The sequence below is a fragment of the Rhizobium sp. WSM4643 genome (genome assembly GCF_025152745.1).
In the GTDB taxonomy this organism is placed as follows: domain Bacteria; phylum Pseudomonadota; class Alphaproteobacteria; order Rhizobiales; family Rhizobiaceae; genus Rhizobium; species Rhizobium leguminosarum_I.
Genome location: NZ_CP104040.1, coordinates 346,950 through 372,006, shown reverse-complemented (window position 1 = coordinate 372,006; position 25,057 = coordinate 346,950). Strand labels below are relative to the sequence as shown.

Sequence of the window (25,057 nt, the reverse complement as noted above, 5' to 3'; positions counted from 1 at the left end):
GCTCGCTAACGCCCTATCCTGTCGGAAAGCAGCAATGCAATATCAAAAATGCAAGGAAATGTTCCTTCAACGCAGCGGCTGTCGCGCTTCGAACGCATGAACACGAAGCCGGTCGCGCAGGCTGGAGATCTCGGAGCGCAGCACCTCCATTTCGTCGACTGGCGCGGGGTCTTGCGCGGGCATCGACGGCAGTGGAACCTGTGGCCGGGGCGCCGGCGTTTTCTTCCTTGCGGGATCGGCGACGGGCCGACGCAGCCGCAGCAGGAAAGCCGCAGCAATGCCTATCGCAAGGCCCGCCGCGGCACCAGCCAGCCAACGGCCGGTCAGGCCATCGGTGCCCAAGACCGCGGTTGCCAATGCCGGCTTCAGGAGAACGATACGACCGTCGGTGGCGGTTTCCACCGCTGCTGACGTCGCCTCTTCGAGGCGCGAGCGCACGGCATTGGCCTTTTCGCTAAGCTCGGTCAGGCGTGACAAATCGACGCCGGTGTCCCGGCTCTGGGCGATCAGCGTATTGCGGCGGTCGTTCAGGCCCTTGCGCGCATCAACGGCGGCCTTGGCAGCGAGGTTGGCAGTCTGGGCAAGACGGGTCAGCTCCTTGCCGATATTGTCCTTCAGGCCGTCGGTTTCGGCCTGCTGCTGCAAGAGGCGCGGATGGCGCGGGCCGAGCTCGGCCGAAAGCTGCGCAAGCGCTGTCCTGGCGACGGCATATTTGTCGCGCCAGCTCTGCAGCGCCGGCGAGAGCATATCGGAGGGGAGCGAACCGTCGAGCACTTCGGTAAGTTTTGCCGCCTTGAGCCGGTCGGTCTGCGCCTTGGCGGCAAGAATATTCTGGTCGGCCGCTTTCAGATCGGCATCGAGCTGGTCGATCTGGCGGCGAAGATCGATCGCCACCTTGACGTTGCCCTCGCCACTCTTTGCCGTGAAGGCGGCAAGCTCCGCCTTCGCCTCCTCATAGGTTTTGCGCAAGGCGGCATCGGTTTCGACGTCGCCCGGTCCGTCTGCCGTAGAAACCGCTTCGGCAAGCCTTGTGGCGATGCGCATGGATTTGCCGCTGGCGCCGGTCGTCACCCTCACGAGGATCGTGCCGGCAGCGGCATCGGGCAGTATCTCGACCGCATGCTTCAGCGTCGCCTCGGCGCGCGAAGCCGGATCGGCGGCGGCACCGGTCGCCGAGAGGAGATCGAGCGCGACGCCGAGCGCATTGGCGCTGGTGCCGGCAAATTCGGGATCACGATCGAGTTTCAGAGCGGCGACCGTCGAGGCAACCATGCGCGCCGACAGCAGCCCTTTGGCCGCAGCCTGGGTAAAGGCAGCGCGGCTTGCAGCATCGCTCTTCACCGCAAGTGTCGCCTCGGCACGGTAGAGGGCGGGCGAAGCCGGCATCAGCGCCGGCACGCCCGCGCCGACGATCGTCGCGGCGGCCACCATCATCGCAAGACCAATGCCGCCGACGCGGCGGCGCGGCGCGGTCGGTCGGGGCTCGGCGGGTTCTTCACGAATCGCGGCCTGCGGTTCGGGTGAGATCACAGGCTCGTCGGCCACAACACTCAGCTCTTCATCGCCCGCCGGCTCCTGAAGAAGCGGACGGCCGACGTCGTTGGCGGCCCGGAGGCGGTTGCCGAGGATGGTTTCGATGCGGTCGACCAGCGGTGCGGTGCGCGCCGCCCTGGCGCGCTGCTCCTCGAGCACCCGGCCGATGGCGCGCAGCAATTCGGCCTCGGGCGGCGCGATATCAGGCCGGCTCGACGGGGGCGCCGCATAAGAATCGTCATCGTGGCGCGGCCCCGCGGCTGCGCGATCCTGGAAGTTGTTTCTGGCCCTGATATCGTACATTTGCGCCACATCTCATGCACATGATGGCCGGGTTCGCTCATCCGCACGGATGCAGATGATTAAGCCACTCTAAATATTCATGGCAAAGAAATGGTTAACCGCAGCGGGCAAGAATTGCTGAGTCGCGGGTCTTGTTAGACGCGCGACGCTATGAGGTCAGCTCGCCTTCTTATGGTCCGACCGCGGCTGCAGCGCGCTGCCGTGCTCTTCCGGATGGCTAAGGATCCTTTCGCGTCGGCGGAAGCGGTAGCGCAGGACGTGGAAAAGGAAGACCGGGATGCCGACAACGTAACGGCGCCAGAGGCGCGTCGGCTCCTGCAGCAGGCGATAGGCCCATTCCAGGCGCATCATCCGCACCGTCCTCGGCGCACGCGGGACGGCGCCGGAGACGAAGTCGAAGAGAGCGCCCACCGTCAACACCAGGCGCGCATGATCGGCGCGAATATGATCGTGAACCCATTTCTCCTGCAGCGGCGTCCCCATGCCGACGATCAGGATATCGACCTTCTGGCGCTCGAGCTCCTCGATGACATCAGTAGGATCGACTTTGTCGAAGTAACCGTCGGAAACGACGACGAATTCGTGCCAGGGCGTGTGCCTGCGGAAGTTTTCCGCCGCCGCCTCGACGACCGAACGCTCGCCGCCGATGAGGCCGATGCGACGCGGCGCCTCCATGAAGGTCAGGAAGGCCGGCACGAAATCGGTGCCGTTCAGATTGGCGGGAAACGGCGAACCATGGGCGATCTGCGATGCGATATTGAGGCCGATGCCGTCCGGCAGCACCAGATTGTGCGACATGATCCGGTAATATTCGTCGTCGCGCAGTGCCGTCAGCATGTTGTGGGCGTTGACGAAACAAACCACGGTCTGGCCGACGGGAATGGAGGCCAGCTCGTTGATGAAAACGAGGGCGTCGTCCCAGCCGAGATCGCAGACCGGCAGATCAAAGATCGTCCGCCGCGATGCGAGCACCGCGAAGTTTGCAATCAGATTCATTCCTACCTCCTGCCGAGGGTGCTGCATGCGCCCGACATCCCGGAAAACAAGCCCATATTTCCGCACCGGAGGTCTCGAAAGGACCGGTCGCGTCCCGCCGGGACGGCGTCGCTCCGATCTCGGATAAGCGGCGCATGCCAAGCTGTGACACCTGATATAACAGGACAGCTTCAAACAACCCTTAGGAAAATTCCTTGAATTTCCATGCTCGTATAAGTGGATTATTAACCACATGCGCCAACGACAAACGGCGCCCTCGGGCGCCGTTTGTCGTCGATGAGCTAATGATGTTTAGTGGGCCGCCGGCGTCGGTGCTTCGGCGGCCGGTGCGGTCTCGACGATCTTGACGGGTGCGCCCACCTTCTTCGGCTGACCGGCGGAGCTTTCCTTGACCTCTTCCTTGGAGAGATAGTCGAGCTGTTCCAGCATCACGTCGGCGACGTATTCGCCGCCGAGGCGCTCGTTCATGCCCTTCTTGATTTCCTCGCGGAAGGCCTTCGGATCGAAGGACTTGATGTGGGCGATATCGACCATCTTGTTGCCGACGAGCAGGCTGAAAAGCTCGTCCGTCGTCATCTCGCTCAGCGGCAGCGTCACGCCTTTCAGCATGTCCTTGTTCATCATGAACGAAACGCGGCCGAGGAAGTAACCGGTGATCGCACCGTTGCCGATGATCGGCACCGTGATCGTTTCGCCCTTCACCAGTTCAAGAGCGCTCTGCTTGGAATCCGTTGCTGCGGGCGCCGGCGCCGTCGCCAGGTACACCGAGAAATAGACCGATGCCAAGGTGATGGCGCAAACCCAGACACCGGTGAGGACGAGCTTGATCATCAGTTTCCACGCGCGGCGAATTGTTCCTGGGAATAGGTGCCGTCGGCATCGGCGTCCTGAACCGCGTTCTTCAGGAGGTCGGCGACGGCGCGAACCGCTTCGAGATGCGCCTCGACGCGACGGGCATTCAGAACCAGTTTCTTCTTCAATCCGTGCAACTGATCGAGATGGGCAGCGGCAAGCTCGGCCGGATCGGTGTCGCGGAAAAGCATCGACAGCTCGTAGAGGCAGCGGCTCTTATGCGCGTTGGAGACCTTGAGATCGAACTGCGGATCGTTGCCGATCCGGGTGTTCTCATTGTCGATGATCATTTCGAGGCGTCCGAGAACGGATTTGATCCTGTATTCGTTCGAAACTATTTCCATTGTAACCCCGGTTATGCGTCGTTTGGAGCATGATGCCGAAAAGTGTGCGCGGTTTTCGGACCACGTCATGCTCTAACTATTTAATTGAGAACAGGATTCAGATTTTAGGCCAACGGGCCTCAAATCATCTTGTTCTGTCGGTCTTGGCTTCGGCAGTCGGCGTGCCGAAGGTCTTGCGCTGGAAGTCGTCGATCATGCTGAGCGCAGTGTTGCGGTCATCATCGTTGGTGGAGGCATTGACGACCTTGCCTTCCTGCCGGCGCAATTGCTCGCTGTACATCTGCTTGGCGATACCGATGCCGTCTCCCTTGGCCATGGTGTTGCCGAGCTGTTCGGCCATCATGCCCTTCCAGATATCGCCGGTCGCGCCCTTGCCGTATACGTCTTCGCTTTCGCTCGGCAGCATGGACTTGACGAAATTCTGCAGGACCATGGCCTCGAACTTCCGGTAGCTTTCCGGAACGTCCTCGGCCTTGGTGCGGTTCTGGATGTTTGCGAGGCCGCTCTTCTGGCCGATATGATCGAGAACGTCGACCGTATTGGAGAAGCCCTTGCCATTCTCGGCGAGGCTTGTTGCGGCAAAGGCCGCACGATTTGCCTTCAACTTTTCCTGGGCTGCCTGAACCTCCATGGGGTCGGCAGCTTTGACAACGTCCAGGACCAGATCACTGGGGGGCGAAATAGCCACGTTACAATCCTCTGAATTTAAGATCGTAACGACTATGGTTTTTGAAGCTTGCTGGAGGCTGGCGTTGCGAATTGCTGATCGATGACATCGTAGACGGCGTTGTCATCTGCCTCGCGGCGCTCGGCTTCGAGAGCTTCCTTCATGCCGTCTTCGAGGCGGTCGCCCTTGGCGCGCTCGCGTGTCAGCCGCATCTCGTGGACCTGCTGCATGCCGGTCAGCTGCTGGTCCTTGATGGTGAGCCTGCCGAACCGGTCGGCGTAATTCTGCGAGAAGGCGTGGTGGACGGGGTCCATCGAGCCGAGCGCCAGGATGACATCGTCCATCGCCACATTGACCTCGACACGCTGACGGCTGGTTTCGGCCAGGTCGTTCTCGGCCATTCTTTCGATATGCCGCTGCACTGAGAGCAGCCGCTTGAGCTTTTGGGAGCGCTTCTTTTCGATCATCGCCTCATCGCCCGATATAGATCGAGCCGAAGGACTGGCCGAACTGGTTGATCAACGCCGCGATCGAGAAATAGATCAGGAAGAGCCCGCCCATCAGCAGATAGGGCGTGGAAATGAAGTAGACCGGGATCTGCGGCGCCAGCTTGTTGATGAAACCGATCGAGACGTTGAAGATCATGCCGTAGATCAAAAACGGGCTCGACAGCCGCAGCATGATGTAGGTGGTCTGCTCCAGCGTGTCGGTAAAGGAGATCAGCGTCGCGCGCATCTGCATCAGGCCGCCGAAGGGCATGGTCGTGTAGGAATCGATCAGCGCGCGGAAGACGATGTGATGAAAATCCATGATGAAGAGAATCATGATGCCGGCAAAGGTAATGAAGCCGGAAAGACTGGTCTCCGGCGTGTCTTCGAGGATGTCGGCGGAACCCGGCTGGGTGTAGCCGACCATCATCGCGATGATCGTCGCGGCGAACTGCATGCCGATCGTGTAGATCCTCGCCAGCATGCCGTACATCACGCCGATCAGCGATTCGCTGAAGATCAGGCCGATATAGGTTCCGGCACCGGTGTGAACGGCCGGATAGACGGTGTCCCAGAGCAACGGCATGACGGCGATCGAGAGCGCGCCGGCGATGAAGACGCGCAGCTGATCGGGCACGCGCGCCGAGGAAAAACCCGGAAGAGCCAGCACACAGCCACCGATCCGGCAGAAAACCAGAAACAGCGCGAGAACGGTCCCTTGCGGGTCTGTTATCATGAAATAGAGCCCAAAATCTTTATCTCGATGCCCTTGGCCAGTTCGACATGCGACAGGACCGGGAGCGTGGCGAACAGCCGTTCGATGATCATGCGCACATAGGAGCGTGTTTCCGGCGATGTGACAAGGGCGAATGGCAGGCCGCGATCCATGAACTCACGGATAACTTTGGTGGCCTGCTCGCTGAACTCTTCCAGGCTGCGCGGATCGATGTCGAATTCGATCACCTCGCCCTTGGCGTCGCGCTTCAGCGCCTGGTGGAAAGCCAGATCCCACTTGCTGCCCAGCCGCAGCACACGCAGCACGCCGTTGTCGGCGAGGTCGCCGCAGAGCTGCTGCGCCATGCGGATGCGGACGTGCTCGACAATCTGCTCCGTTTTCCTGACATGCGGGGCAAGCTCGGCCACCGCTTCGAGAATGAGGTGCAGGTTGCGGATCGAGACGCGTTCGGCAAGCAGCAGCTTGAGCACCGCCTGCAGGCCCGAATAGGACATGTGCGACGAGCAGATCTCGTCGGCAAGCTTCTTGTATTCGGGATCGAGCCGATCGATCAGCACCTTCACGTCCTTGTAGGACAGAAGCTGCGGCAGGTTGTTGCGGATGACCTCGCTCATGTGGGTCAGCACGACGGAGACGTTGTCGATCGGCTGGAAGCCCTCGCGTTTCAGATCGTCGGCGAAGTTTTCGAGGATCGAGACGGCAGGCATACCGAAAGCGGGTTCACGGATTTCGTCGCCGGGAATGCTCGGCCGGCGGCCGGCGCCGGTCACGACGAGAACTTCGCCGACGCGCAGCAGATTGGAGGCGACCGTCGTGCCGTGGATGCGGATCTGATAGGACTTCTCGGCAATGGCGATATCGTCGGTCACCTTGATTTCGGGCACGACGAAACCGTATTGCGTAGCGAACTTCTTGCGCATCTTCCCGACACGGAAGGCGAGCTCCTGGTGGGCGCCAAGCAGGCGCGTCGAGACCATCTTGCCGAGCGCGAGCTCAATCTCCGAGGTGCGCAGCACCGACTTGACCGAATCCTTTTCCAGCTCCTTGCTCTGGACGACCTTCTTTTCTTCCTGCTCGCGGCGAAGCTTGTTTTCAGCTTCGACCTGACGCGGGATGAACCAGGCGCCGAAAGCGAGAAGACCGCCGAGGATTACGAAGGGGACAAACGGCAGGCCCGGCATCAGGGCCAGCACGAACATCAGCACGGCCGAGACGGAAAGCGCGCGGGGATACCCGCTCAACTGGTTGACGACCGCCTGGTCGGTCGAGCCAACGGTGCCGCCGCGAGAGACGAGAAGGCCGGCGGCGAGCGAAACGATGAGGGCCGGCATCTGCGAGACGAGGCCGTCGCCGACGGAGAGCTTGACGAAGACGTCGGCCGCTTCGCCGATCGGCATGCCGTGGCGGAAGTAGCCGATGATGATGCCGCCGAAGACGTTGATGCAGGTGATGATGAGGCCGGCGACGGCATCGCCGCGCACGAACTTCGACGCACCATCCATCGCACCGAAGAAGGAGCTTTCCTCCTCGAGTTCCTTGCGCCGGCGCTGGGCTTCCTTTTCGTCGATGATACCGGCCGAGAGATCGGCGTCGATCGACATCTGCTTGCCGGGGATGGCATCGAGGGTGAAACGCGCGCCGACTTCGGCGATACGCGTGGCGCCCTTGGTGATGACGATGAAGTTGATGGTGATGAGGATCAGGAAGACGATCAGACCGATGACGAAGTCGCCGGACATCACCAGGCTTGCGAAACCGGCGATGACGCCGCCCGCTGCTTCATGGCCTTCATTGCCGTGGGACAGGATGACGCGTGTCGTCGCGATGTTCAGCGCCAGCCGGGTCATCGTCGCGATCAGCAGAATGGTCGGGAAAGACGAGAAGTCGAGTGGTTTCTGGATCCACAGCGAGACCATCAGGATCAGCACCGAAAAGGCGATCGAGAAGGCCAGTCCCATATCGATCAGGAACGGCGGGATCGGCAGGAAGAGAATGCAGATGATGCCAATGATGCCAAGGGCAAATCCGACATCGCGCAGGCTCGGGGCGACTTTTGGAAGGGGCAGTGCAGGTGGTTGCGCCATGACGATTCCGTCTCTTCATGAGAGGAGGCGGACATGCGGCCCGCCCAATTCGGATCGAGAGTTAAATGGCGAAGCTTGCGCGAAGGTGGCCCGACCGCTGCGCACTTTTGCTGGAATTGCTCTAGAGCATGATGCCGAAAAGTGTAAGCGGTTTTCGGACGACGTTATGCTCTAACTATATAATGTAGAACAGGATTCAGATTTTGGGCCGACCCGGCCTAGAATCATCCTGTTCTAGAAGCCGGACTGGATGCGCGAAAAGACCAGATTGGTGAAAATGGAGATCTGCGAGCCGGCGAAAGGTGCGGTGACGCCGACCGTGATCAGCACCGCGACGATCTTCGGCACGAAGGTCAGCGTTGCTTCCTGCACCTGGGTCAGCGCCTGGATCAACGCAATGATGAGACCAACTGCCATCGCGACGATGACGGCGGGACCCGCGGCAATCAGGACGGTCCAGATCGCCGCCTGGAACAGATCCAATGCATCAGCTTCATTCATTTGAAGGCAACCTCATATCGCCTTGAAGTGGCCCCGCCGTGGCCGGACCGCCATTGATTGGTATCAACCGAGCCATACTGCGCATCGGCGCCGTTAGTATCAGGTATCGCTGGTCGGCGCCTTGTCGGCAACAGTGATTCCCGCCTGCACGAGTATATTACCGCCAGCCGTGGTTGTCGCAATGATTCCGTCGGAATAAACCTTGACGGATTCGATGGTGCCTTTGACGGTGCCGTCGGCGCTTTCCATGTATTTGCCGACGTAGCTGCTGGCCTGGGTGAGGCTCGAGCTGGCGAGCAGCGTGTCCAGTTTGGTATTGGTCTGGATCGTCTGTTCGACCTGCGAGAAGCTCGCCAGCTGCGACATCTGCTCGCTGGCGTCGACCGGATCGGTCGGATCCTGGTTCTTCATCTGCGCGATAAGCAGCTGAAGGAAATTGTCGTAGTTCAGCGTCGCCTTCTGCTGGGCCGTGTTCGTCGTGTTCGTCGAACTCGTTTTGGCCACGCTTGATGTTGCATCTACCGCCATGGTGCAATCTCCCTGCGAATCTGCTCGACCATCGTCGGCGGCATTTCGTGGTTGTTGAGGATATTGTCTTCGATCGCGTAGAGGCCGCGGATCGCCTTCAACGCATCGAAGGCGCGGCCCGTCGAGACGAGTGCATCGATGCGCTTCAGTTCGGCGAGGATCTCCTCGTTCTTGAAGCAGGAGAGCAGCATGGTGATCGACTTGCGGAACAACGCCGTCGAGTGATCCTTGCCCTCAGGGTTGATGAGGATCATCTGCGCAATGAAATAGAGCTGACGCAGCGGCGTTGTGGCGCCCTCCGGCTGGAGGACGTGATTTTCCAGAAGGAACGTCACATCATTCAGGAATTCCAGCGCGACCTTGCGGTCGACGCGCAGGACAGCGCCGTTGATGAAGATTCTTTCTCCGGCTTTCAGAGAAATGCGAAGTGTACTTTTCATTTAAGTCCATCCCTGATGATGGTGGTAACGTCGATGATGCCCTGGTAGTTATTGGACTGACGTTTTCTGATCCTGTCGCATTCCTTCAATATCCAGATTGCGATCGAGATGAGGTTGGCCCTGAGCCCGATCTCCAGCTGGTTGTCGGGATGTTTGAGATCCTCGATGAAACTGATCCACACCCGGCGGGTATAAAACAGGGCTTCAATGGCTTCCCGGCCGTATTTTTCCTTTTCGCGCGCCAACGACAGCAGGTCTATGGACCGGTCGAGAACCTGCCATTCCCGCTCTTTAGCGTCGGCCACCGAGTCCTGCATGACTTCGGCATATGAGAACTGATACATTCATGCATCCTTCTTTATTGCGCGCCTTTGCTCATCAAAGGTAGTTTACTAGACTCAACTGCTGGATCTTCGAGACAATCGTGTAAGCGGTTTCAAGCTGCGTTTCCAAAGTCTTGACGAGGGTCGAGGCTTCGTAAGGATCGACGCCCTGGAGATCGACGAGCTTGTTCTTGATGATATTCGACTGGGCATCGAGCGCGTCGTTGGACTTCTTGACGCGCTCCTGCGAAAGGCCGAGCTGGCTTGCCTGCGTCACGAGGCCGCTGGTTGCCTTCGTCGTATAGCTGATCGCCTGCTTGGACACCGTGCTCATCGCATCGCTGCTGAGATCCTGGCCCAACAGCGCCGAGGTCATCACCGAGGCGAGCGCGAAGTAACGCATGCCCTCGGAATTGGCATTGGTCGAGGATTCGATCACTTCGGAGTTGCTGATGCGGCTCGTCATGTTCTGGTTCGATGCCTGCGACCAGCCGGTCGTCGCGTTGGTCCAGTTGGCCTGGCTAAACATCGGCTCCACCGTTGTGGTGATGAAGGTGCTCATTTCGGCGCCGGTCAGATCTTTGACCGCCTTCGGGAGTCCTGCCGCATAAGCGTTCAGGGCCGTAACGATGGCGGCACTCGTCGCGGTCGTCTTGTCGGTCAGTGGCTGAACATCGGTGTTGATGCCGGAGAACAGATATTCGCCGTTCACCATGGTATTGGCCGTGTCCATCATGGTGGACAGGGCGCTGGTCGCCGACTGGATGGCGACGGTGATGCTGCCGGGGTCGTGGCTGCCCTGGAGCGCCGTCAGCTTCGAAACCAGGCCGTCGCCGACGTCCTTCATCTTGGAAAGGCCGAGCTGCGAGGATTCCATGCGCGCAGTGACGAGCGAATTGCTTGCTTTGATCGAGTCTATCCTGTCGACCTCGCGGCTGAAGTCGACGCTCCTGGCAGCGTTGCCGCCGAGCGAGATACCGATATCCGCATAGACTCCCGTCGTCGCTTCCATCGTTGCCTTGGTCATCTGGTTCTGCCCCTGACGGATCGTCAAGCGCATCGCGTTCTGAATGGCCGAACTTGAAATAAAAGAGCTCTTCATGGCTTAACTCGCAATATCCAGCAATGACTTCAACATTTCGTCAACGGCGTTGAGGATCTTGGTCGCCGCCTTGTAGGACTGCTCGATATCGAGGAGCAGCGTCAGCTCCTCGTCGAGGTTGACGCCCGTCTCATTCGAATAGGCTTCGTCGGAGCGTGACAGCGCCGCTGAGGTGTTTTCCGCCGCCGTCGTGGCGTTGCTGCGGTACTGCTCGAGCCAGCCCAGCGAATTCGTGGCGAATTCCATGATGCTGACGTTCGAATCGATGCCCGTCGTGGCGTCGAAGCCGACCGCCGGTCCCGCTGCCGGATCGAAATCGATGTCGGAGCCCAAGGCGGTATAGAGACGATCGAGGTCCGTCGTGTAGCCGCTGAGATGGGTAGGATTGTTGACGACGCCGTTGGCGTTGACACCGCCATCGCGCAAGCGCATCGGATCGCCGCCTTGCGAGGTGATGACGGTGCTGCTGACGCTGATCGTCGACGCCATGCCGGCAACCGCGGTGGCGCCGGTATCGACTGTGCCGCCGCTCCAGGTGAAGAGACCAGGCACATAGGTCGGGCCGGCCGCCGTGTTCTGCTCCTTGAAGAGCGAGACCAGGCCGCGGGCGATTTCGTCGAGCTGCTTCTGGAAGTTCGGGGCGATCTCGTCGCGGACCTGGAGGAGAGACTGAAGGCTTCCCTGCCCTGTCGTCGTCGATCCGCTGCCGCGCGGAAGGGCCACACCGTCGACATATACCGAATTACCGACAGTGGTTGCGGTATAGATATCCTGAGACTTGAACGTCACGGTGCGCGGAACCGTCTCGAAGAGGATCGTCCCGTCAGACGTGCTCAGCACCATGTCGTTATTGTCGCGTGTCGTCGTGTTGACGCCGACAATCTGCGAAATCTGCTTGAGAGCCTTCTCACGTTCGTCGAGAGCTCCGGATGCATCCGCACCCGAGGCCGTGGCGGTCTTCACCGCATTGTTGGCCTTCTCGAAGTCGCTGAGGAGCGTGTTCAGCTTATCGACCGCGGTGGCGATCTGCTTGTCGGCGGTGGCGCGAACGTCCTGAACGGATTGCGAGGCATTGTTCAGCGAGTTGGCGACGTCCTGGGCGGCGGTGATGGCGCCCTGAGCGGCGACGGTACTGCCTGGCGTCGTGCGGAAGGCCTGAAGCTTCTGCTGAAAAACACCGAGATAGGTGGATGGCGACGTTTCGTAGTCGTTGCCACCCACGATCGACTTCAGGTCCTCGAGACCGCCGAGCAACGCCTGCTGGGCGCTGTCCTGAGAGGATGTCTTCAGGTATTGACGCAGCAACGCATCTTCCTGCGCCCGGTCGATCTTGACGACCTGGGCACCGTTCAATGACGTGGTGAGCATCGCCTGCCGGCGCACATAATCTTTGTTGCCGGCATTGGAGATATTGTTCGATACCACGCTGCTCTGAGTGCCGGTATTGTTGAATATGTTCTGCGCGGTATTAAGTGCGGATGTGAGCGACATGGCTTACCCGGTACCTTGCTTATCTCTTGAGGTTGACGAGGACGTCCATAATGTCGGACCCCGTCTGGAAGACCTTGGAATTGGCGGTATAGCTGCGCTGCGATTCGATCATCTCGGTCAGTTCGCCGGCAAGGTCGACGTTCGAGCCTTCGAGGGCGCCTGACTTGATAGTGCCGAGACCGTTGGTCTGCGGGAAGCCGGTAACGGTAACGCCTGACTGACCGTTGGCGCTGTAGACGTTGCCGCTCTGGAGCGTCAGCTTGTCGGGGCTGGCGACGTTTGCCAGCGGAATACGGTAGAGCGGCTTGTTGGTGCCATCTTCGTACTTGGCGTAGACGATACCGTCGCCATCAATCGTGACGTCCTTGACCGGGCTTGCCGCCTGGCCGTTCGGCGTACCCGTGCCGGCAAAGGCTGCGCCGAGCTGCGTGAAGCCGGAGAGATCCATTTTGATGGTCTGACCCGTCACAGTATCGGCGATGTTAACAGAGCCCGTCGAGTTGGTTATTTTGCCGTTGGCGTCGAAATCGAGCGTGGTTGTGCCAACGGCGCCGCCAGCGCTGTAGGGAAAGGAGGTCGTGCCGCCCGTTGCCGCATTGGCGTTGCGGAAGATCGCAACCTGCCAGCTGCTATTAACGGCAGGAGGTGCCGGCGGCGGCGTCGCCGCGACCGAGGTCTTGGTGAAGTAGAAGTCGTACATCACCTTGTTGCCGAGCGTATCGTAGGCGACCATCGAGAACTTCTTGGTGTCGGCCGTCGTGGTGGCGGCGTTGGCGCTCGGCAGCGTCGCAGGAGCGACCGGGGCGATGTTGGCGCCGGAATCGAGATTGCCCTTGAAGACCCCGGATGTCGAGGCGATGGCGGTCAGCCCTTCCTGGTTGACGTTGACAGGAACGAGGCCATCGAAGCCGTTGACGACGACGGCCGGAGAGCCGGCGTCGTAGGAATAGCCCATCAGCATGAAGCCGGCGGCGTTGACGAGATTGCCTTCGTCGTCCTTGGTGAAGTCGCCGGCGCGGGTCAGAACCGGCGTGCCGTCCGCACCCTGAACGATGAAGAAGCCGTCGCCCGAGATCGCAAGGTCGGTGCCCGAGGTGGTGTAGGAAATATCGCCCTGGTCGGAGACAGACTGGCGGACCGAGGACTGAACGCCGCCGGAATTGTAATTGCCGCCCGAGGAAGGCAGAACCAGCGACGAGAAGCTCGTCGACACGGACTTGTAACCGGTGGTGTTAACGTTGGCGATGTTGTCGGCGACCGTGCTCAAGCGGTTGGCCTGAGCGTTCATCCCCGATACTGCCGTCTTCATGCTGCCGAAAATGCTCATCTGAAAACCTCGTTTTACCTGTTATGCACGAGAGTATTTGTCGGGCCTTGCGTGAAGCTGTCTGTCATGTGAGCTGCGAGGCCGGATAATGCGGTTCAGCCGGGCGCCGCCGCCCGGCCGAGAAAATCAGGCCCAATCGATGCAGTAGCCAAGGAAGCGCTTGGAATCGACCGGATCGACGCCGAGCTTCTTGCGCAGCTTCTTGCGCAGTTTCGAGATGTGGCTTTCGACGACGTTCTCCTCGACCTCTTCATCGAAGATGCCGTAGATAGCGTTGAAGATCTGGGTCTTGGTGACCCGGCGACCGCGATTGGCGATCAAATATTCGAGGATGCGGCGCTCGCGGCGGGGAAGTGCGAAGACTTCGCCGTTGATCTCGGGGTCACGACCATCCGAGTAGACGCGGATCCCGCCGATCTCGGTGTAATTGGCGATCGCCTTCAGCCTGCGCCGGATCGCAGCCGCCCTTGCGAGGATCTCGCGGGGATGCACCGGTTTGCGCACCACGTCGTCGACGCCGCAGTCGAACAGCGCAAGGGTGTTTTCGAGCGAGTGCTGGTCGCTGACCGCAATCACCGGCGCCATCGACCGATCCCGGATCGCCCGGGGCAGTTCGAAGTTGCGCTGGCCCTGCCCGATCAGGAAGGCCTCGACTGCAGCTATGTCGGAATCGGCGGCGGTCTGTACCCACTCGCCGAATTCCGCCGGATCAAAGCCGGTGGAGGGAATACCCTCACGCCCGAACAGAGATGTGTATCCGTCTTTCACAAGCTCACGCTCATCAACCACTACGATCATTCGTCCGCCTCCGAATCAGTGTGGCACTTCGATGATCTATGGGTACGAATCGCACGAATCGGCGACAACTCGTTAAAGTTAATGGCAGAAATTAATAATTGATTAAGATCTGCGTAGCGATTTGATCTATATCTAGTGGGTACGCCTGACTATGCACACCAAAATTTCGTGGAAAAGTTAACGGTCGGTTAAATATGACTTGCGCAGGAGATTCACGCCGGATTCCTGCCACATTGTGACACAATTTCGTCACAATATGCCTCTTCCATCTTTGGTTGAGTCAATTTTGACAAAAGTTACTCGCATTGGGAGTCCACTTACCGTAGCCCGTGGCGACCAGATTGGCGATGACGCGGCAGACATATTGCTTCTGTGCCGGATTGTTGTTGGGTCCGGCATGGTATCTGGCTACCGCCATCGTCCATGTCTCATGACGGTCATGCAGGTTGCGGAGGAATTTTGCAGCATACTCCACATTGCGATGCGGGTCGAACATCTCCTCGGCGGAACTGAAATTCTCGCCGTGATAATAATGGTTGATCTGCATGCAGCCGATGTCGATGAGCTTCGCGCCACTGCCACGGGCGACATCGAACTGCCGCATCGCGTCCTGCTCCGAGGGCGGAAAGATCGCTTTGCCTTCGATGTTCATGGCATAAGGATAGAGCGAGCCCTTGCGGCCGGTCTCCGTCAGACCGACCGAATAGAGGATGCCTTCCGGGATGCCGTATTTAGCCGCTGCCGACTGGATCTCACGCTCGCAGGCGCCGGTGGAGGCTGATGCCTCAGAGATAAACGCCGCCAGTGCCGCTGCTGCCGCCAGTACGAGCGTCGTCAATACCCGTCTCGCCTGCACCATTGAAGCCTCCGTCCGTCCGCTGTGCCGTCTGATTGTGGCGCTCGCGCGCCTCGCCGCCCTGCCCCTGCTGGGGAGGCGATTGCTGCTGGGAGGCCTGGCTGCCCGCCTGGTTGCCGGCGTCGGGACGCTCGACCGGCGCCATGCTGATGGTGACGTTTTCGACCGCGTAGCCCTGGCTGCGCAGAGCTTCGAGAATCTTGCCGTGATCTTCCTTCATTTGACGGTAAGCCGCCCCGGTTTCGACCTTGAGATCGACGTTCAGAGCATCGCCGGACAGGCGCATGGTCGCCGTCACCAGGCCGAGGTCGAGTGGGTTCATCTGGATCTTCAGCGTATTGACCACCTTGCCGGTGCTCGTCCATTCCGCTGCGTTGGAGAGCGCCGAGCTCGGCTCCATGGCGCGCGCCCATTCGGAATCGCCCGAGAGAGCAGCGGTCACGGCGGCGGAATTCGAATTCTGCATCAGGCCGATATAGCGGCGCGATTCGAGCACCGAAACGTTTTCGACATCGGCTTTCTTCGACCCATCCTTCGGTCCGGCCTGATCGGCGCCGATCTGGACATCCATCGAGACGCCGCGGCCATCGGCGCGACTGATCCTGAATGTCTTGCCATCGGCAGCTTCGGCAGCCTCCGATCCGCGAACCTTGATGTCATCCGCCGTGCCGCTCCCGATGTTGCTGCTGACCGCCGCCAGGGCGTCGGACGCGTGGCCGCCCGCCTTGGCATCGAGTTTCTTGTCGGCCGTTCCAGCCTCGTCGACCTTGGCGGAGACGTGATGCGCGGCTGCCGCCGTCGGCAAGGTCACCGCACCATCGGCACGTTCCTGCTTCAGCAGGCCGAGAACATCGGAAATACCGCCGTCATCATCGTCGCTGACGTTGTCCGTATCGGTTTCCAGCGCGTCGGCCTTGGTGTGTTTGCCGCCCTTGGCTGCCGGAGCAACCTCGTCTGCGGGACTGTCCTTCGGATCGCGCTTGCCGAAGGCGAGATCGGCCGGCATTTTGATCTCGGCCTTCGCGGGTTTTGGCGCGACCTTTTCAACATTGGCAATCGTTTCTGGCTGCACCTCCGCCTGTGCCTTCAGAGCGGCGTCGCCAAGATCGATCAACGGCTTTGCGCCGTTGCGGCCGCGGATCGTCCGCGCCGCTTTCTCAGTGCTGCCATCGGCAACCACGCCCTGATCCGGCTGCGCATCGTCGGCATCGTCATTGGCAGCACTGCCGCTTGCCTTGGCCAGCGCGTCGGAGAAGCCGTTCTTTTGGCCGGCGGCATCGTCTTTTCCGGCCGGTCGCGCAGATTTCGCAATCGCGGCGGACTCCGCACTGGGGGCTCCGCCCGAGACGCTCATATCCATCATTGTTCGTTGCCTTCCTGCGCCAGAAGACCGTCGATCTCGTCGAGCTTGGATCGATTGGTCGTCACAAATGCGTTGAATGAGGGGTCGGTATCCCGGCTTTGGCCAGTCGATGCCACACCTCCTGGAACAGGCTCGGGAAGCGCGCTTGGCGCTCCCGGTTGCGTAGCTATAGCCACAGCCTTTTCAGAAGTGATTTCTTGATGGTCAGTGTTAGGATCTGAGGCTTGCGTCAGGCTTGCCGGGTCGGGAGCACGCAGGATCTGCTCGGCAACCGAGCGCGCCGCCTCCTGCAGCGCCTGATCCCGCGGCGAAAGCGCGTTGCCGTCGATGCCGCTGACATTCTTCGCTGCCCGGTCGATATCCTCTGTCGGAAGGCCGGCCATACCGCCATAGAAATCCGCGAGCGGACCGAAGGCATTGTCGGTGCCGGCGCCCAGCGACTGCACACGTCCGACCGCCATGCGCGCCAGCTCCGGCTTGCCTGATATCGCGGCTGCGCGGGCAATGCGCAAATAGACCTCGCGCTGGCGCGGAGCGTCCATGAAGGACAGAATGTCGATGACGTCCTGTGGTTTCACATCGTGATCGTGACCGACGACGAGCGTGACGAAAAGATCGGCGAACTGGCTGGCATAGGGCGAATGCAGGAAGCGTCTGACATAACGCTGCGAATAGGCCATTCCCTTATCAAGCATTCCCTTGTCGACGCAGATGGCCACGGAGCGGCGCAACGCCGCCTCCTCGACGATCGTACCGGGTGCTGCAAGACGCGCCTGGTCGTAGAGATCTAGCGCGTCAGCCGGTTTCGTCGCGATCAACACGTTGCCGCCGATCAGCGCAAGATAGGGGCCGATCTTCTTGTCGCGATATTCCCTGGCCGTCTCCACCAGCGTCTTGGCGACGAGGAGCCCCTTGCCGCTCAGATATTTGCGCAGCACATCGGTGACGCGGTTGTCGAAATAGCCGTTGACGTCGTGGGCAATCAGATATTCGAGCGTCTGGGGATTGCCGCCGCTCATCGCGTAGATCAGCGCTGCGTCGACATTGCGGTCGTCGTCGAACGTCGAAGGATCGACGGTGCGCAGCCGTTCGTCGATCGTACCCAGCATGAAGCGCTGCATCTCGCCGGCCGAATGATCGCCACTGACGACGGAATCCTGCACGAATTGCAGCGACCGCAGCATCTTGTACGGCGCGAGATCATCCGGATCCTGTGCATTGCCTGCGGCCGGCGAAAACATCGCCAGGCCAAGGGCCACAAATCCGACGTAGCGATGCTGCCGACGCGCCATTCGACTATCCTTGATCCGCCTGCACCAGAATCTCGATCCGGCGGTTGGTCGCGTTGAACGGGTCAGACGGCAGCTTCAGCCGACGGTCGGCGAAGCCGGAGACCTGCGAGATGCGTTTCTCGTCGAGCCCGCCGCGCACAAGCATGTAGTAGGCGCTCTGGGCACGATCCATCGAAAGCCGCCAGTTCTCGTTCTGCGTGCCCTTATACTGGCGCCCGTCCGTGTGGCCGCGGATGGCAACCGCACCACCCCTCGCCTTCAGGATCGCGCCGATCTTTTCCATGGCGAGCACCATTTCCTGGCGCGGAACTGCAGAACCGATATTAAACATGGAATCGTCGGTCTGGTCGGAGATGCTGACCAGCAATCCGCCCTCGGACGCCGTCACGCTCAGGCCTTCGGCGAGCTTGCCTGCAACGCCGCCGATCTGCTGGGCGATCTCTGCCTGCAGTTGCTCGGCTTCCTTCTGCTGCTGCTCGGCCTCGGCGGCGCGCTTGTCCGCATCCTTCTGGTGATCGGCATCTTTCTGAGCTTCGGCCTTCTTGTCCTCGGGCGACTTGCCGGCCGGCGCCTTGCCGTCCTTGGCGTCGACCGCGCCTTTGGTTTCCTGAGTTTCTTTGGTTTGCTTGGCGGCCTTCTGATCGGTGATCAGCGGTACAGGCTTCATATCCTCGACCTTGGCGATCTCGCTTGTCTCGCTCTCGACCGCCTGCTGGTCGCTCTTGCCGGGCGGCAACGTCTTGCCGGCCGTCGTGACCTCAACCTGTTTCGTCCAGAAATCCGGATCGAAGGGATCACGATAGGCCTCGCCGCCATCGGCGCCGGTGGCCGGGCCGGAATCGGCGGCGCCGCCGTCGCCCTTGGCGCTGACATTGGCCTGCTGGCCGACTTCCTGGGCGATCTCGGCCAGAACCGAATAAGGATTTTCGAAGAAATCGGCCTCGGAATAATTGGTTTGGTCGCCTGATGTCGATGTCTGGTCGTCACCATCGGCCGCAGCCTTGCCGTCGTTTGGATCTTCTTCCTTCTGTTTCGACTTCTCCTGCTTCTCCTCGCCCTCGGCGTTGTCGACGGGCTTCTTCAGGCCCTTCTCGGTCGGCTTTTCGTCGGAGAGTTTGATCGGATTGAAATAGGTCGCGACCGAGGCCTTGGTCTCCTCGTTGGCGGCATTGACCAGCCACATGACCAGGAAGAACGCCATCATCGCCGTCATGAAGTCGGCATAGGCAATTTTCCATGCACCGCCATGGGCGCCATCGTGATCACCGCCGCCATGTCTCTTGACGATGATGATCTCGTTCTTGCCGTGGTGGTGGTTTTCGCCTTCGCTCATTCGAGAACTTTCTTCAAGCTGGCCGCCCAGGCGGACATACGGGTGACGATAACGGAATCACCGATTTCGACGGCAAGATCGATATCGTCGGTCTCAATGTGGCGAACCGCGCTGGCATGTTCACCGAGCTCGGCCTTCAAGATGTCGAAAAGCCGGGTCGGCCCCCTGACGACGACCGCTCCAGCCGCGCCTTCGAGGATCGCGTCACGCAGCAGAGAGGCGAGGCTCTCGGCAGCCTTGGCGGCAAGCGCCTCGGTCATCACAGGCGCGATGGCAACGGCGGCGCCGGCGCTGACCAGCTGCGCGACCTCTTCGGCGATATCGCGGATGCGGGATGCAATGACCGCCGCCGCCTCGACTTCGTAACGCAGCTTCAGCTCTTCGAGTTCACGCGCATGGACCTCCGCCAGCATCCGCGCCTCGAGTTCGTATTTCTCAGTCAATTCCACGGTCGCTGCGGCATAACCCTCCGCATAGGCTTCGCGGCGCTCCGCCTCGACGTCGATCGCCGGTTCGCTCGGCATTTCGGGGAAAGGGTCGCCGCCGAAATCGTCCATATCAAGGATCGGCGCTGACGATTCCGGTTCACCGAAATCCTTCAAATACCGGGAAAGCGTAATGCTCATAAAAAACCATCCAGCATTCGGGAGGCATGCAGCATGCCCGCCCCCGCCCAAAGTGACCTTGCGCGCCGGCATCTCCCTTCGAAACGGGCAAGGGCCTGACCCTGCGCCGGCACGGATTCGAACGATGCCTTCATGCCGGAAACTAAGAAGTCAAACTTGCGCGAGGATGAATGGCGCCGCCACCCGTGATCGCGCCCACCCCCTACTCCAGCAGGATCAGGACCTTGCTGGCGGCGGTGTTGAGGATCGAGATCGCTTCGACGGCCATCTGCTTCTGGGTTTCGATCGCCTTCTGCCGGATCGAAGCCTCGTCCATGTCGGTATCGACGAGCGCACCGACGCTCTTGTCGATCGAATCGGACAGATCGGCGGTATAGTCGATCTGATCGTCGATGCGGGTCTTCATCACGCCGATGGACGCGGCCGTCGTCGTCAGCGAGGAGAGCAGCGAGTCGGTGACGTCAAGCATGTCGGTAAGTTGCGCATCGGTCGTGCTCTTGCCAATCGCAATTTCCGTACCGATAGCCGGCGTGGTGGAATTGGCGTTCAGCAAATAGTAGTTCCGCGACGTCGTGCCGCTGTTATTGATGGCGTTGGCATCGACCGGCTTGGTCAGCAGGCCGCCGCTCGCATTGTTCTTATCGACGAGAATGGTCTGCGAGGATGGGAAATCGATGGTCTGGGCCTGATATTCGCCGGTCGGAGCGCGCACGAAACCAGAGATGACCTGCCAGTTCGGCGGCGCGGCGGTATCGCCGTTCAACAGCCAGTTTTCACCCGCAAACGACGTCGATTCAACGACCGTCTGCAGCTGTTCCTTGTACTCGCCGATCTCGGCGTTGATCTTGTCCTTGTCGGCGCCCGGCTCTCTTGCCGAAACCAACTTGGCGCGAATGTCGCCTATGAGATCGATCGCCGAGTTCATCGCCGTGTAGGTGGCATCCACCTTGGCAGCGCCGAGACCGAGCGCATCTCCGATCGTTCCGAGATTGGTGCTGTCCGAGCGCATGACGGTCGCGACCGACCAGTAGGACGCATCGTCGGCGGCCGTCTCGATACGATACCCCGAGGACACCTGCTGTTGGGTCTGGTTGGCTTCTTTGTTGATGCTGCGCAGCACCGCAAGCGCATTCACCGCGGCCGCGCTGGTAATCTTAACGGTCATCGACAGGTCTCGGAATCGGGGTGATAGGGCAGGCCGGATTGCCGGCGGCGACTGAAGTGGCGTCATGCCTCCGGCAGAGTTTCTACCGGCGTGTCGCAAAAGCAAATCAACTCAAGGCGAAGTTAACTCGATAACAACCTGTTGGGCAAGAGCGCAGCACTGAGCATGGCGCAGCGATCGAAGTGCCGACCAAACCTTTGATATAAAAGAATAAACCGCGCCATTTCGGGCGCGGTCCAGGAGGGTTTTCGATTGCTGCCAGACGATGGCGCAAGATTCGGTCCAGCTTCAGCGTCTGATTTAGCTGCGGAACAGCGTGAGGATGTTCTGAGCGCTGGAGTTGGCGATCGACAGTGACTGGATGGCCAGCTGCTGCTGCGTTTGCAGCGCCGTCAGCTTGCTCGATTCCTCTTCCATGTCGGCATCGACGAGGCGGCCGACGCCCGAGTCGATCGAGTCGCTGAGCGCGCCGACGAAGTTTTCCTGCAGCTCGATGCGAGTGGAAATCGAGCCGAGCTGCGACGCAGCCTTGGTCATCGCTTCGAGGCCGGCCTCGATCGAGGTCAGGGCCATGGCGATCTCAGGTGAGCCGAACGTGCTGATATCCATCGAGTAGATCGAGCCGATTGTACCGGATGATGTGCCGAGAATGCCGGAGCTCGTCTCGATCGTGCCAGTCGTGGTCATGCCGAAGAGGACGTTGCCTGCGGAGCCCGAGTTGAGAATGTAGTCCGTTGTCTTGACCGAGACATTGCCGTTGCCATCGCGCACGAAGGTGGAAACGACGCTCTTGGTGCCGTCAGCGCCGGCAACCCAATTTTCACCGGAGAAGGAAGCCGATTGCGCGATGCTCAGGAGCTGCTGCTGCAGCTGGCTGATTTCTTCCTGAATCTTGGTCTTGTCGACGCCCTTTTCGGTCGCGGCAACGATCTTCGCCTTGATTTCGCTGATGATGTCGATGGCGCTGTCCATGGCAGAGTAAGCGGTGTCGACCTTGGCGGCGCCGAGGCCGAGAGCGTCGGAAACGGCGGATAGTGCCTTGTTGTCCGAACGCATGGTCGTTGCGATCGACCAATAGGCGGCGTTATCGGCGGCCTTTTCGACGCGGTAACCCGACGATACGTGGTTCTGCGTCGTCTCAAGGCTGTCGTTGATGCCGCGGAGTGTCTGAAGAGCGGCCATCGCCGCGACGTTCGTCAAAATGCTGGTCATAAAATGATTGCCCCTTGTTGGCAGATGGAAAAAAGGGACATTCCGGAAAGCTACCGGGAACGGGGACCAGCCTCATGCCTGTTAACCGGTTCTTAAATTTGGTTAACCCGCCGTCTCGTTGACCGCAGAAGACAGCATTATGGTTAATCAACAGTTAACGGAATCTAAAAAAGCCGCGCTCCATGGAAGCGCGGCTCGATTCCTGGCTGCCCGCCGGAGACCGGCGGGCCGATATTTCCAAGGGTTATTAGCCGCGGAACAGCGTGAGGATGGTCTGCGAAGAGGAGTTCGCGATCGACAGCGACTGGACCGCCAGCTGCTGCTGGGTCTGCAGGGCGCTGAGCTTGGAGGACTCTTCTTCCATGTTGGCATCGACGAGACGGCCGACACCGGAGTCGATCGAGTCGCTGAGAGCGGATACGAAGTTTTCCTGCAGTTCGATGCGCTTGGAGATCGAGCCGAGCTGAGCGCCGGCGCTGGTCATGGCCTTCAGAGCCGATTCAACGTTGGTCAGAGCCGACTGGATCTGGCCGAGGGTGAAGTTGGTGATGTCCATTGCATAGACAGAACCGGTCGCACCATTCGAAGTACCGAGGATACCCGTGGAGGTTTCGACCGAGCCGTTGCTCATGCCGAACAGAACGTTGCCCGTGGAGCTGTCGTCGAGAATATAGTCGGTCATCACGACCGAAACGGCGTTGGAGCCGTCGCGGACGAACGAGGAGACGACGTTCTTGGTGCCGTCAGCGCCAGCAACCCAGTTTTCACCGGAGAAGGAAGCCGACTGAGCGACGCTCAGGAGCTGCTGCTGCAGCTGGCTGATTTCTTCCTGGACCTTGGCCTTGTCGACGCCGTTTTCAGTGGCGGCAACCAGCTTGGCCTTGATGTCGCCGACGACGTCGATGGCGCTGTCCATGGCGGAATAAGCGGTGTCGACCTTTGCAGCGCCGAGGCCGAGAGCGTCGGAAACAGCCGAGAGAGCCTTGTTATCAGAACGCATGGTCGTTGCGATCGACCAGTAAGCAGCGTTGTCGGAAGCCTTGCCGACGCGATAGCCGGACGAAACGTGGGCCTGGGTTTCCTGGAGACCCTGGTTGATGCCACGAAGAGTCTGGAGGGCTGCCATTGCAGCGTTATTGGTGTTGATGCTCGTCATAGTTTGCTTGCCCCTTGTTGGCAGATTTTAAGAAGGGACATTCCGGATTTTCGGCCGGCCCACAGCGATCAGCATCATGCCTGTTAACCATCTCTGTTAGGGTTAACTCGCCGTTTCGATGGGCCTAGAAAACAGCAAGATGGTTAAGGAAAGCTAAATCAGGATCGGAAATTAATCAAAAATATCTGAGACTTAGAAGGTTTTTCATTAACCTTATATTAAAACATTTCGCGGCCGGGGATGACCCGGCCGCGAAACTTGGAAACCTTGTGCCGACCGGTCTTAACGGAAGAGCGACAGGATGTTCTGCGAAGAAGAGTTCGCGATCGACAGCGACTGGATCGCCAGCTGCTGCTGGGTCTGCAGGGCGCTGAGCTTGGAGGACTCTTCTTCCATGTTGGCATCAACGAGACGGCCGACACCGGAGTCGATCGAGTCGCTGAGAGCGGACACGAAGTTGTCCTGGGCGTCGATGCGGCTGGAGAGCGAACCGAGAGCAGCGCCGGCGCTGGTCATGGCCTTCAGAGCCGATTCAACGTTGGTCAGAGCCGACGCGATCTGGCCTGAGGTGAAGTTGGTGATGTCCATTGCGTAGACAGAACCGGTCGCACCATTCGAAGTACCGAGGATACCCGTGGAGGTTTCGACCGCGCCGCCGCTCATGCCGAACAGAACGTTGCCCGCGGAGCCGCTGTTGAGAACGTAGTCGGTCGTCTTGATCGAAACGGCGTTGGAGCCGTCGCGGACGAACGAGGAGACGACGCTCTTGGTGCCGCTAGCGCCGGCAACCCAGTTTTCGCCGTTGAAGGAAGCCGACTGAGAGATGCTCAGGAGCTGCTGCTGCAGCTGGCCGATTTCTTCCTGCACCTTGGCCTTGTCGACGCCGTTTTCAGTGGCGGCAACCAGCTTGGCCTTGATGTCGCCGACGACGTCGATGGCGCTGTCCATGGCGGTGTAAGCGGTATCAACCTTGGCAGCGCCTACGCCGAGAGCGTCGGAAACAGCCGAGAGAGCCTTGTTGTCAGAACGCATGGTCGTTGCGATCGACCAGTAAGCGGCGTTGTCGGAAGCCTTTTCAACGCGATAGCCGGACGAAACGTGGTTCTGCGTCTGGTTGAGGCCCTGGTTGACGCTACGCAGCGTCTGGAGAGCGGCCATCGCGGAAGTATTCGTGTTAATGCTTGTCATAAGTCTGTCCCCTGGAAAACTAGATACAAAAAGGAGGACATACCGGACTATAGTACCGGCGATGACGGACCAGCTTCATGCTACTCGGCGCCTTTTTTGTTTGGCCCAAACCCGTCATGTCCAGGGCAATCTCGCAGCCAATGCTTGCCAACTCCTTAAAAATACAGGGCCCAGACCGGCTCCTCGCGGGCATAGTTAATGCTTGCTGAATATATTCCTTGGCATCCTATTTTTCTTGAAAACCAAGCGCTTTCCCTAGGCAAAGTCGGCATTTTCCCGCAAAAACAGAGGCTCATTAAGCGCACCGGTTTCAAGCAAGCTTCGAATGCCAATGTGGCAGGCGCCGGGATAGC

Annotated in this window: 25 protein-coding genes; all 25 read right to left on the bottom strand. The window is 60.0% G+C overall.

Annotated elements, in window-relative coordinates:
• Positions 1-66: 66 nt before the first annotated feature.
• On the bottom strand, positions 67-1,836 hold the full coding sequence (locus N1937_RS01870; protein ID WP_260057297.1) for a succinoglycan biosynthesis protein exop: 1,770 nt from the start codon (positions 1,834-1,836) through the stop codon (positions 67-69).
• A 156-nt stretch (positions 1,837-1,992) separates the two neighbouring features.
• Complete coding sequence (locus N1937_RS01865; protein ID WP_170256272.1) at positions 1,993-2,832, bottom strand: WecB/TagA/CpsF family glycosyltransferase; 840 nt, start codon at positions 2,830-2,832, stop codon at positions 1,993-1,995.
• A gap of 291 nt (positions 2,833-3,123) precedes the next feature.
• Positions 3,124-3,663 carry a hypothetical protein gene (locus N1937_RS01860; RefSeq protein WP_260057296.1) on the bottom strand — a complete coding sequence of 180 codons (540 nt, stop codon included), beginning with the start codon at positions 3,661-3,663 and terminating at the stop codon, positions 3,124-3,126.
• The gene (locus tag N1937_RS01855; RefSeq protein WP_003556590.1) at positions 3,663-4,028 is read right to left on the bottom strand and encodes a hypothetical protein; all 366 of its coding nucleotides are present in this window, start codon (positions 4,026-4,028) and stop codon (positions 3,663-3,665) included. Before N1937_RS01855 ends, N1937_RS01860 begins: the two co-directional genes overlap by 1 nt.
• A 124-nt stretch (positions 4,029-4,152) precedes the next feature.
• Positions 4,153-4,716, bottom strand: coding sequence for a rod-binding protein (locus tag N1937_RS01850; RefSeq protein WP_017967056.1), 564 nt, complete (start codon positions 4,714-4,716; stop codon positions 4,153-4,155).
• 32 nt (positions 4,717-4,748) lie between these two features.
• Positions 4,749-5,162: a hypothetical protein gene (locus N1937_RS01845; RefSeq protein ID WP_017967055.1), complete on the bottom strand. Its 414-nt coding sequence runs from the start codon at positions 5,160-5,162 to the stop codon at positions 4,749-4,751.
• A 4-nt stretch (positions 5,163-5,166) separates the two neighbouring features.
• Complete coding sequence (locus N1937_RS01840; RefSeq protein ID WP_162117811.1) at positions 5,167-5,919, bottom strand: flagellar biosynthetic protein FliR; 753 nt, start codon at positions 5,917-5,919, stop codon at positions 5,167-5,169.
• The gene (gene flhA / locus N1937_RS01835; protein ID WP_017967053.1) at positions 5,916-8,003 is read right to left on the bottom strand and encodes a flagellar biosynthesis protein FlhA; all 2,088 of its coding nucleotides are present in this window, start codon (positions 8,001-8,003) and stop codon (positions 5,916-5,918) included. The genes N1937_RS01840 and flhA overlap by 4 nt, the downstream gene beginning before the upstream one ends.
• 234 nt (positions 8,004-8,237) lie before the next feature.
• Positions 8,238-8,504 carry a flagellar biosynthesis protein FliQ gene (fliQ, locus tag N1937_RS01830; protein WP_017967052.1) on the bottom strand — a complete coding sequence of 89 codons (267 nt, stop codon included), beginning with the start codon at positions 8,502-8,504 and terminating at the stop codon, positions 8,238-8,240.
• A gap of 99 nt (positions 8,505-8,603) precedes the next feature.
• Positions 8,604-9,032 carry a flagellar hook assembly protein FlgD gene (gene flgD, locus N1937_RS01825; protein WP_170262892.1) on the bottom strand — a complete coding sequence of 143 codons (429 nt, stop codon included), beginning with the start codon at positions 9,030-9,032 and terminating at the stop codon, positions 8,604-8,606.
• The gene (gene flbT, locus N1937_RS01820; RefSeq protein ID WP_003556571.1) at positions 9,023-9,472 is read right to left on the bottom strand and encodes a flagellar biosynthesis repressor FlbT; all 450 of its coding nucleotides are present in this window, start codon (positions 9,470-9,472) and stop codon (positions 9,023-9,025) included. Before flbT ends, flgD begins: the two co-directional genes overlap by 10 nt.
• Positions 9,469-9,816 (bottom strand): flagellar biosynthesis regulator FlaF, encoded by a 348-nt coding sequence (gene flaF / locus N1937_RS01815; RefSeq protein WP_027666404.1) that lies wholly within the window; start codon positions 9,814-9,816, stop codon positions 9,469-9,471. The genes flbT and flaF overlap by 4 nt, the downstream gene beginning before the upstream one ends.
• A gap of 34 nt (positions 9,817-9,850) precedes the next feature.
• Positions 9,851-10,897, bottom strand: coding sequence for a flagellar hook-associated family protein (locus N1937_RS01810; protein WP_017967049.1), 1,047 nt, complete (start codon positions 10,895-10,897; stop codon positions 9,851-9,853).
• Between the two features lie 3 nt (positions 10,898-10,900).
• Positions 10,901-12,388: a flagellar hook-associated protein FlgK gene (gene flgK / locus N1937_RS01805; RefSeq protein ID WP_260057295.1), complete on the bottom strand. Its 1,488-nt coding sequence runs from the start codon at positions 12,386-12,388 to the stop codon at positions 10,901-10,903.
• A gap of 19 nt (positions 12,389-12,407) precedes the next feature.
• Positions 12,408-13,715 (bottom strand): flagellar hook protein FlgE, encoded by a 1,308-nt coding sequence (locus N1937_RS01800; protein WP_017967047.1) that lies wholly within the window; start codon positions 13,713-13,715, stop codon positions 12,408-12,410.
• 126 nt (positions 13,716-13,841) lie between these two features.
• On the bottom strand, positions 13,842-14,513 hold the full coding sequence (gene rem / locus N1937_RS01795; RefSeq protein ID WP_162117814.1) for a transcriptional activator Rem: 672 nt from the start codon (positions 14,511-14,513) through the stop codon (positions 13,842-13,844).
• Between the two features lie 280 nt (positions 14,514-14,793).
• Positions 14,794-15,351, bottom strand: coding sequence for a lytic transglycosylase domain-containing protein (locus tag N1937_RS01790; protein ID WP_260059041.1), 558 nt, complete (start codon positions 15,349-15,351; stop codon positions 14,794-14,796).
• Entirely contained in the window at positions 15,299-16,732 is a 1,434-nt protein-coding gene (gene fliK / locus N1937_RS01785) for a flagellar hook-length control protein FliK (protein ID WP_260057294.1), read from the bottom strand. Before fliK ends, N1937_RS01790 begins: the two co-directional genes overlap by 53 nt.
• A complete protein-coding gene (motC, locus tag N1937_RS01780) occupies positions 16,729-18,024 on the bottom strand; it encodes a chemotaxis protein MotC (RefSeq protein ID WP_222280809.1) in 1,296 nt (431 codons plus the stop codon). The genes fliK and motC overlap by 4 nt, the downstream gene beginning before the upstream one ends.
• Positions 18,025-18,028: 4 nt before the next feature.
• Positions 18,029-19,357 carry a MotB family protein gene (locus tag N1937_RS01775; RefSeq protein ID WP_222294972.1) on the bottom strand — a complete coding sequence of 443 codons (1,329 nt, stop codon included), beginning with the start codon at positions 19,355-19,357 and terminating at the stop codon, positions 18,029-18,031.
• Positions 19,354-19,983, bottom strand: a complete 630-nt coding sequence (locus tag N1937_RS01770) for a hypothetical protein (RefSeq protein WP_170256280.1) — start codon at positions 19,981-19,983, stop codon at positions 19,354-19,356. Before N1937_RS01770 ends, N1937_RS01775 begins: the two co-directional genes overlap by 4 nt.
• Positions 19,984-20,185: 202 nt before the next feature.
• Positions 20,186-21,148 carry a flagellin N-terminal helical domain-containing protein gene (locus tag N1937_RS01765; protein WP_162117820.1) on the bottom strand — a complete coding sequence of 321 codons (963 nt, stop codon included), beginning with the start codon at positions 21,146-21,148 and terminating at the stop codon, positions 20,186-20,188.
• A gap of 300 nt (positions 21,149-21,448) precedes the next feature.
• Positions 21,449-22,360, bottom strand: a complete 912-nt coding sequence (locus N1937_RS01760; RefSeq protein ID WP_017967039.1) for a flagellin N-terminal helical domain-containing protein — start codon at positions 22,358-22,360, stop codon at positions 21,449-21,451.
• 247 nt (positions 22,361-22,607) lie between these two features.
• The gene (locus N1937_RS01755) at positions 22,608-23,516 is read right to left on the bottom strand and encodes a flagellin N-terminal helical domain-containing protein (RefSeq protein ID WP_064249910.1); all 909 of its coding nucleotides are present in this window, start codon (positions 23,514-23,516) and stop codon (positions 22,608-22,610) included.
• Between the two features lie 282 nt (positions 23,517-23,798).
• The gene (locus N1937_RS01750) at positions 23,799-24,704 is read right to left on the bottom strand and encodes a flagellin N-terminal helical domain-containing protein (RefSeq protein ID WP_017967037.1); all 906 of its coding nucleotides are present in this window, start codon (positions 24,702-24,704) and stop codon (positions 23,799-23,801) included.
• Between the last annotated feature and the right edge of the window lie 353 nt (positions 24,705-25,057).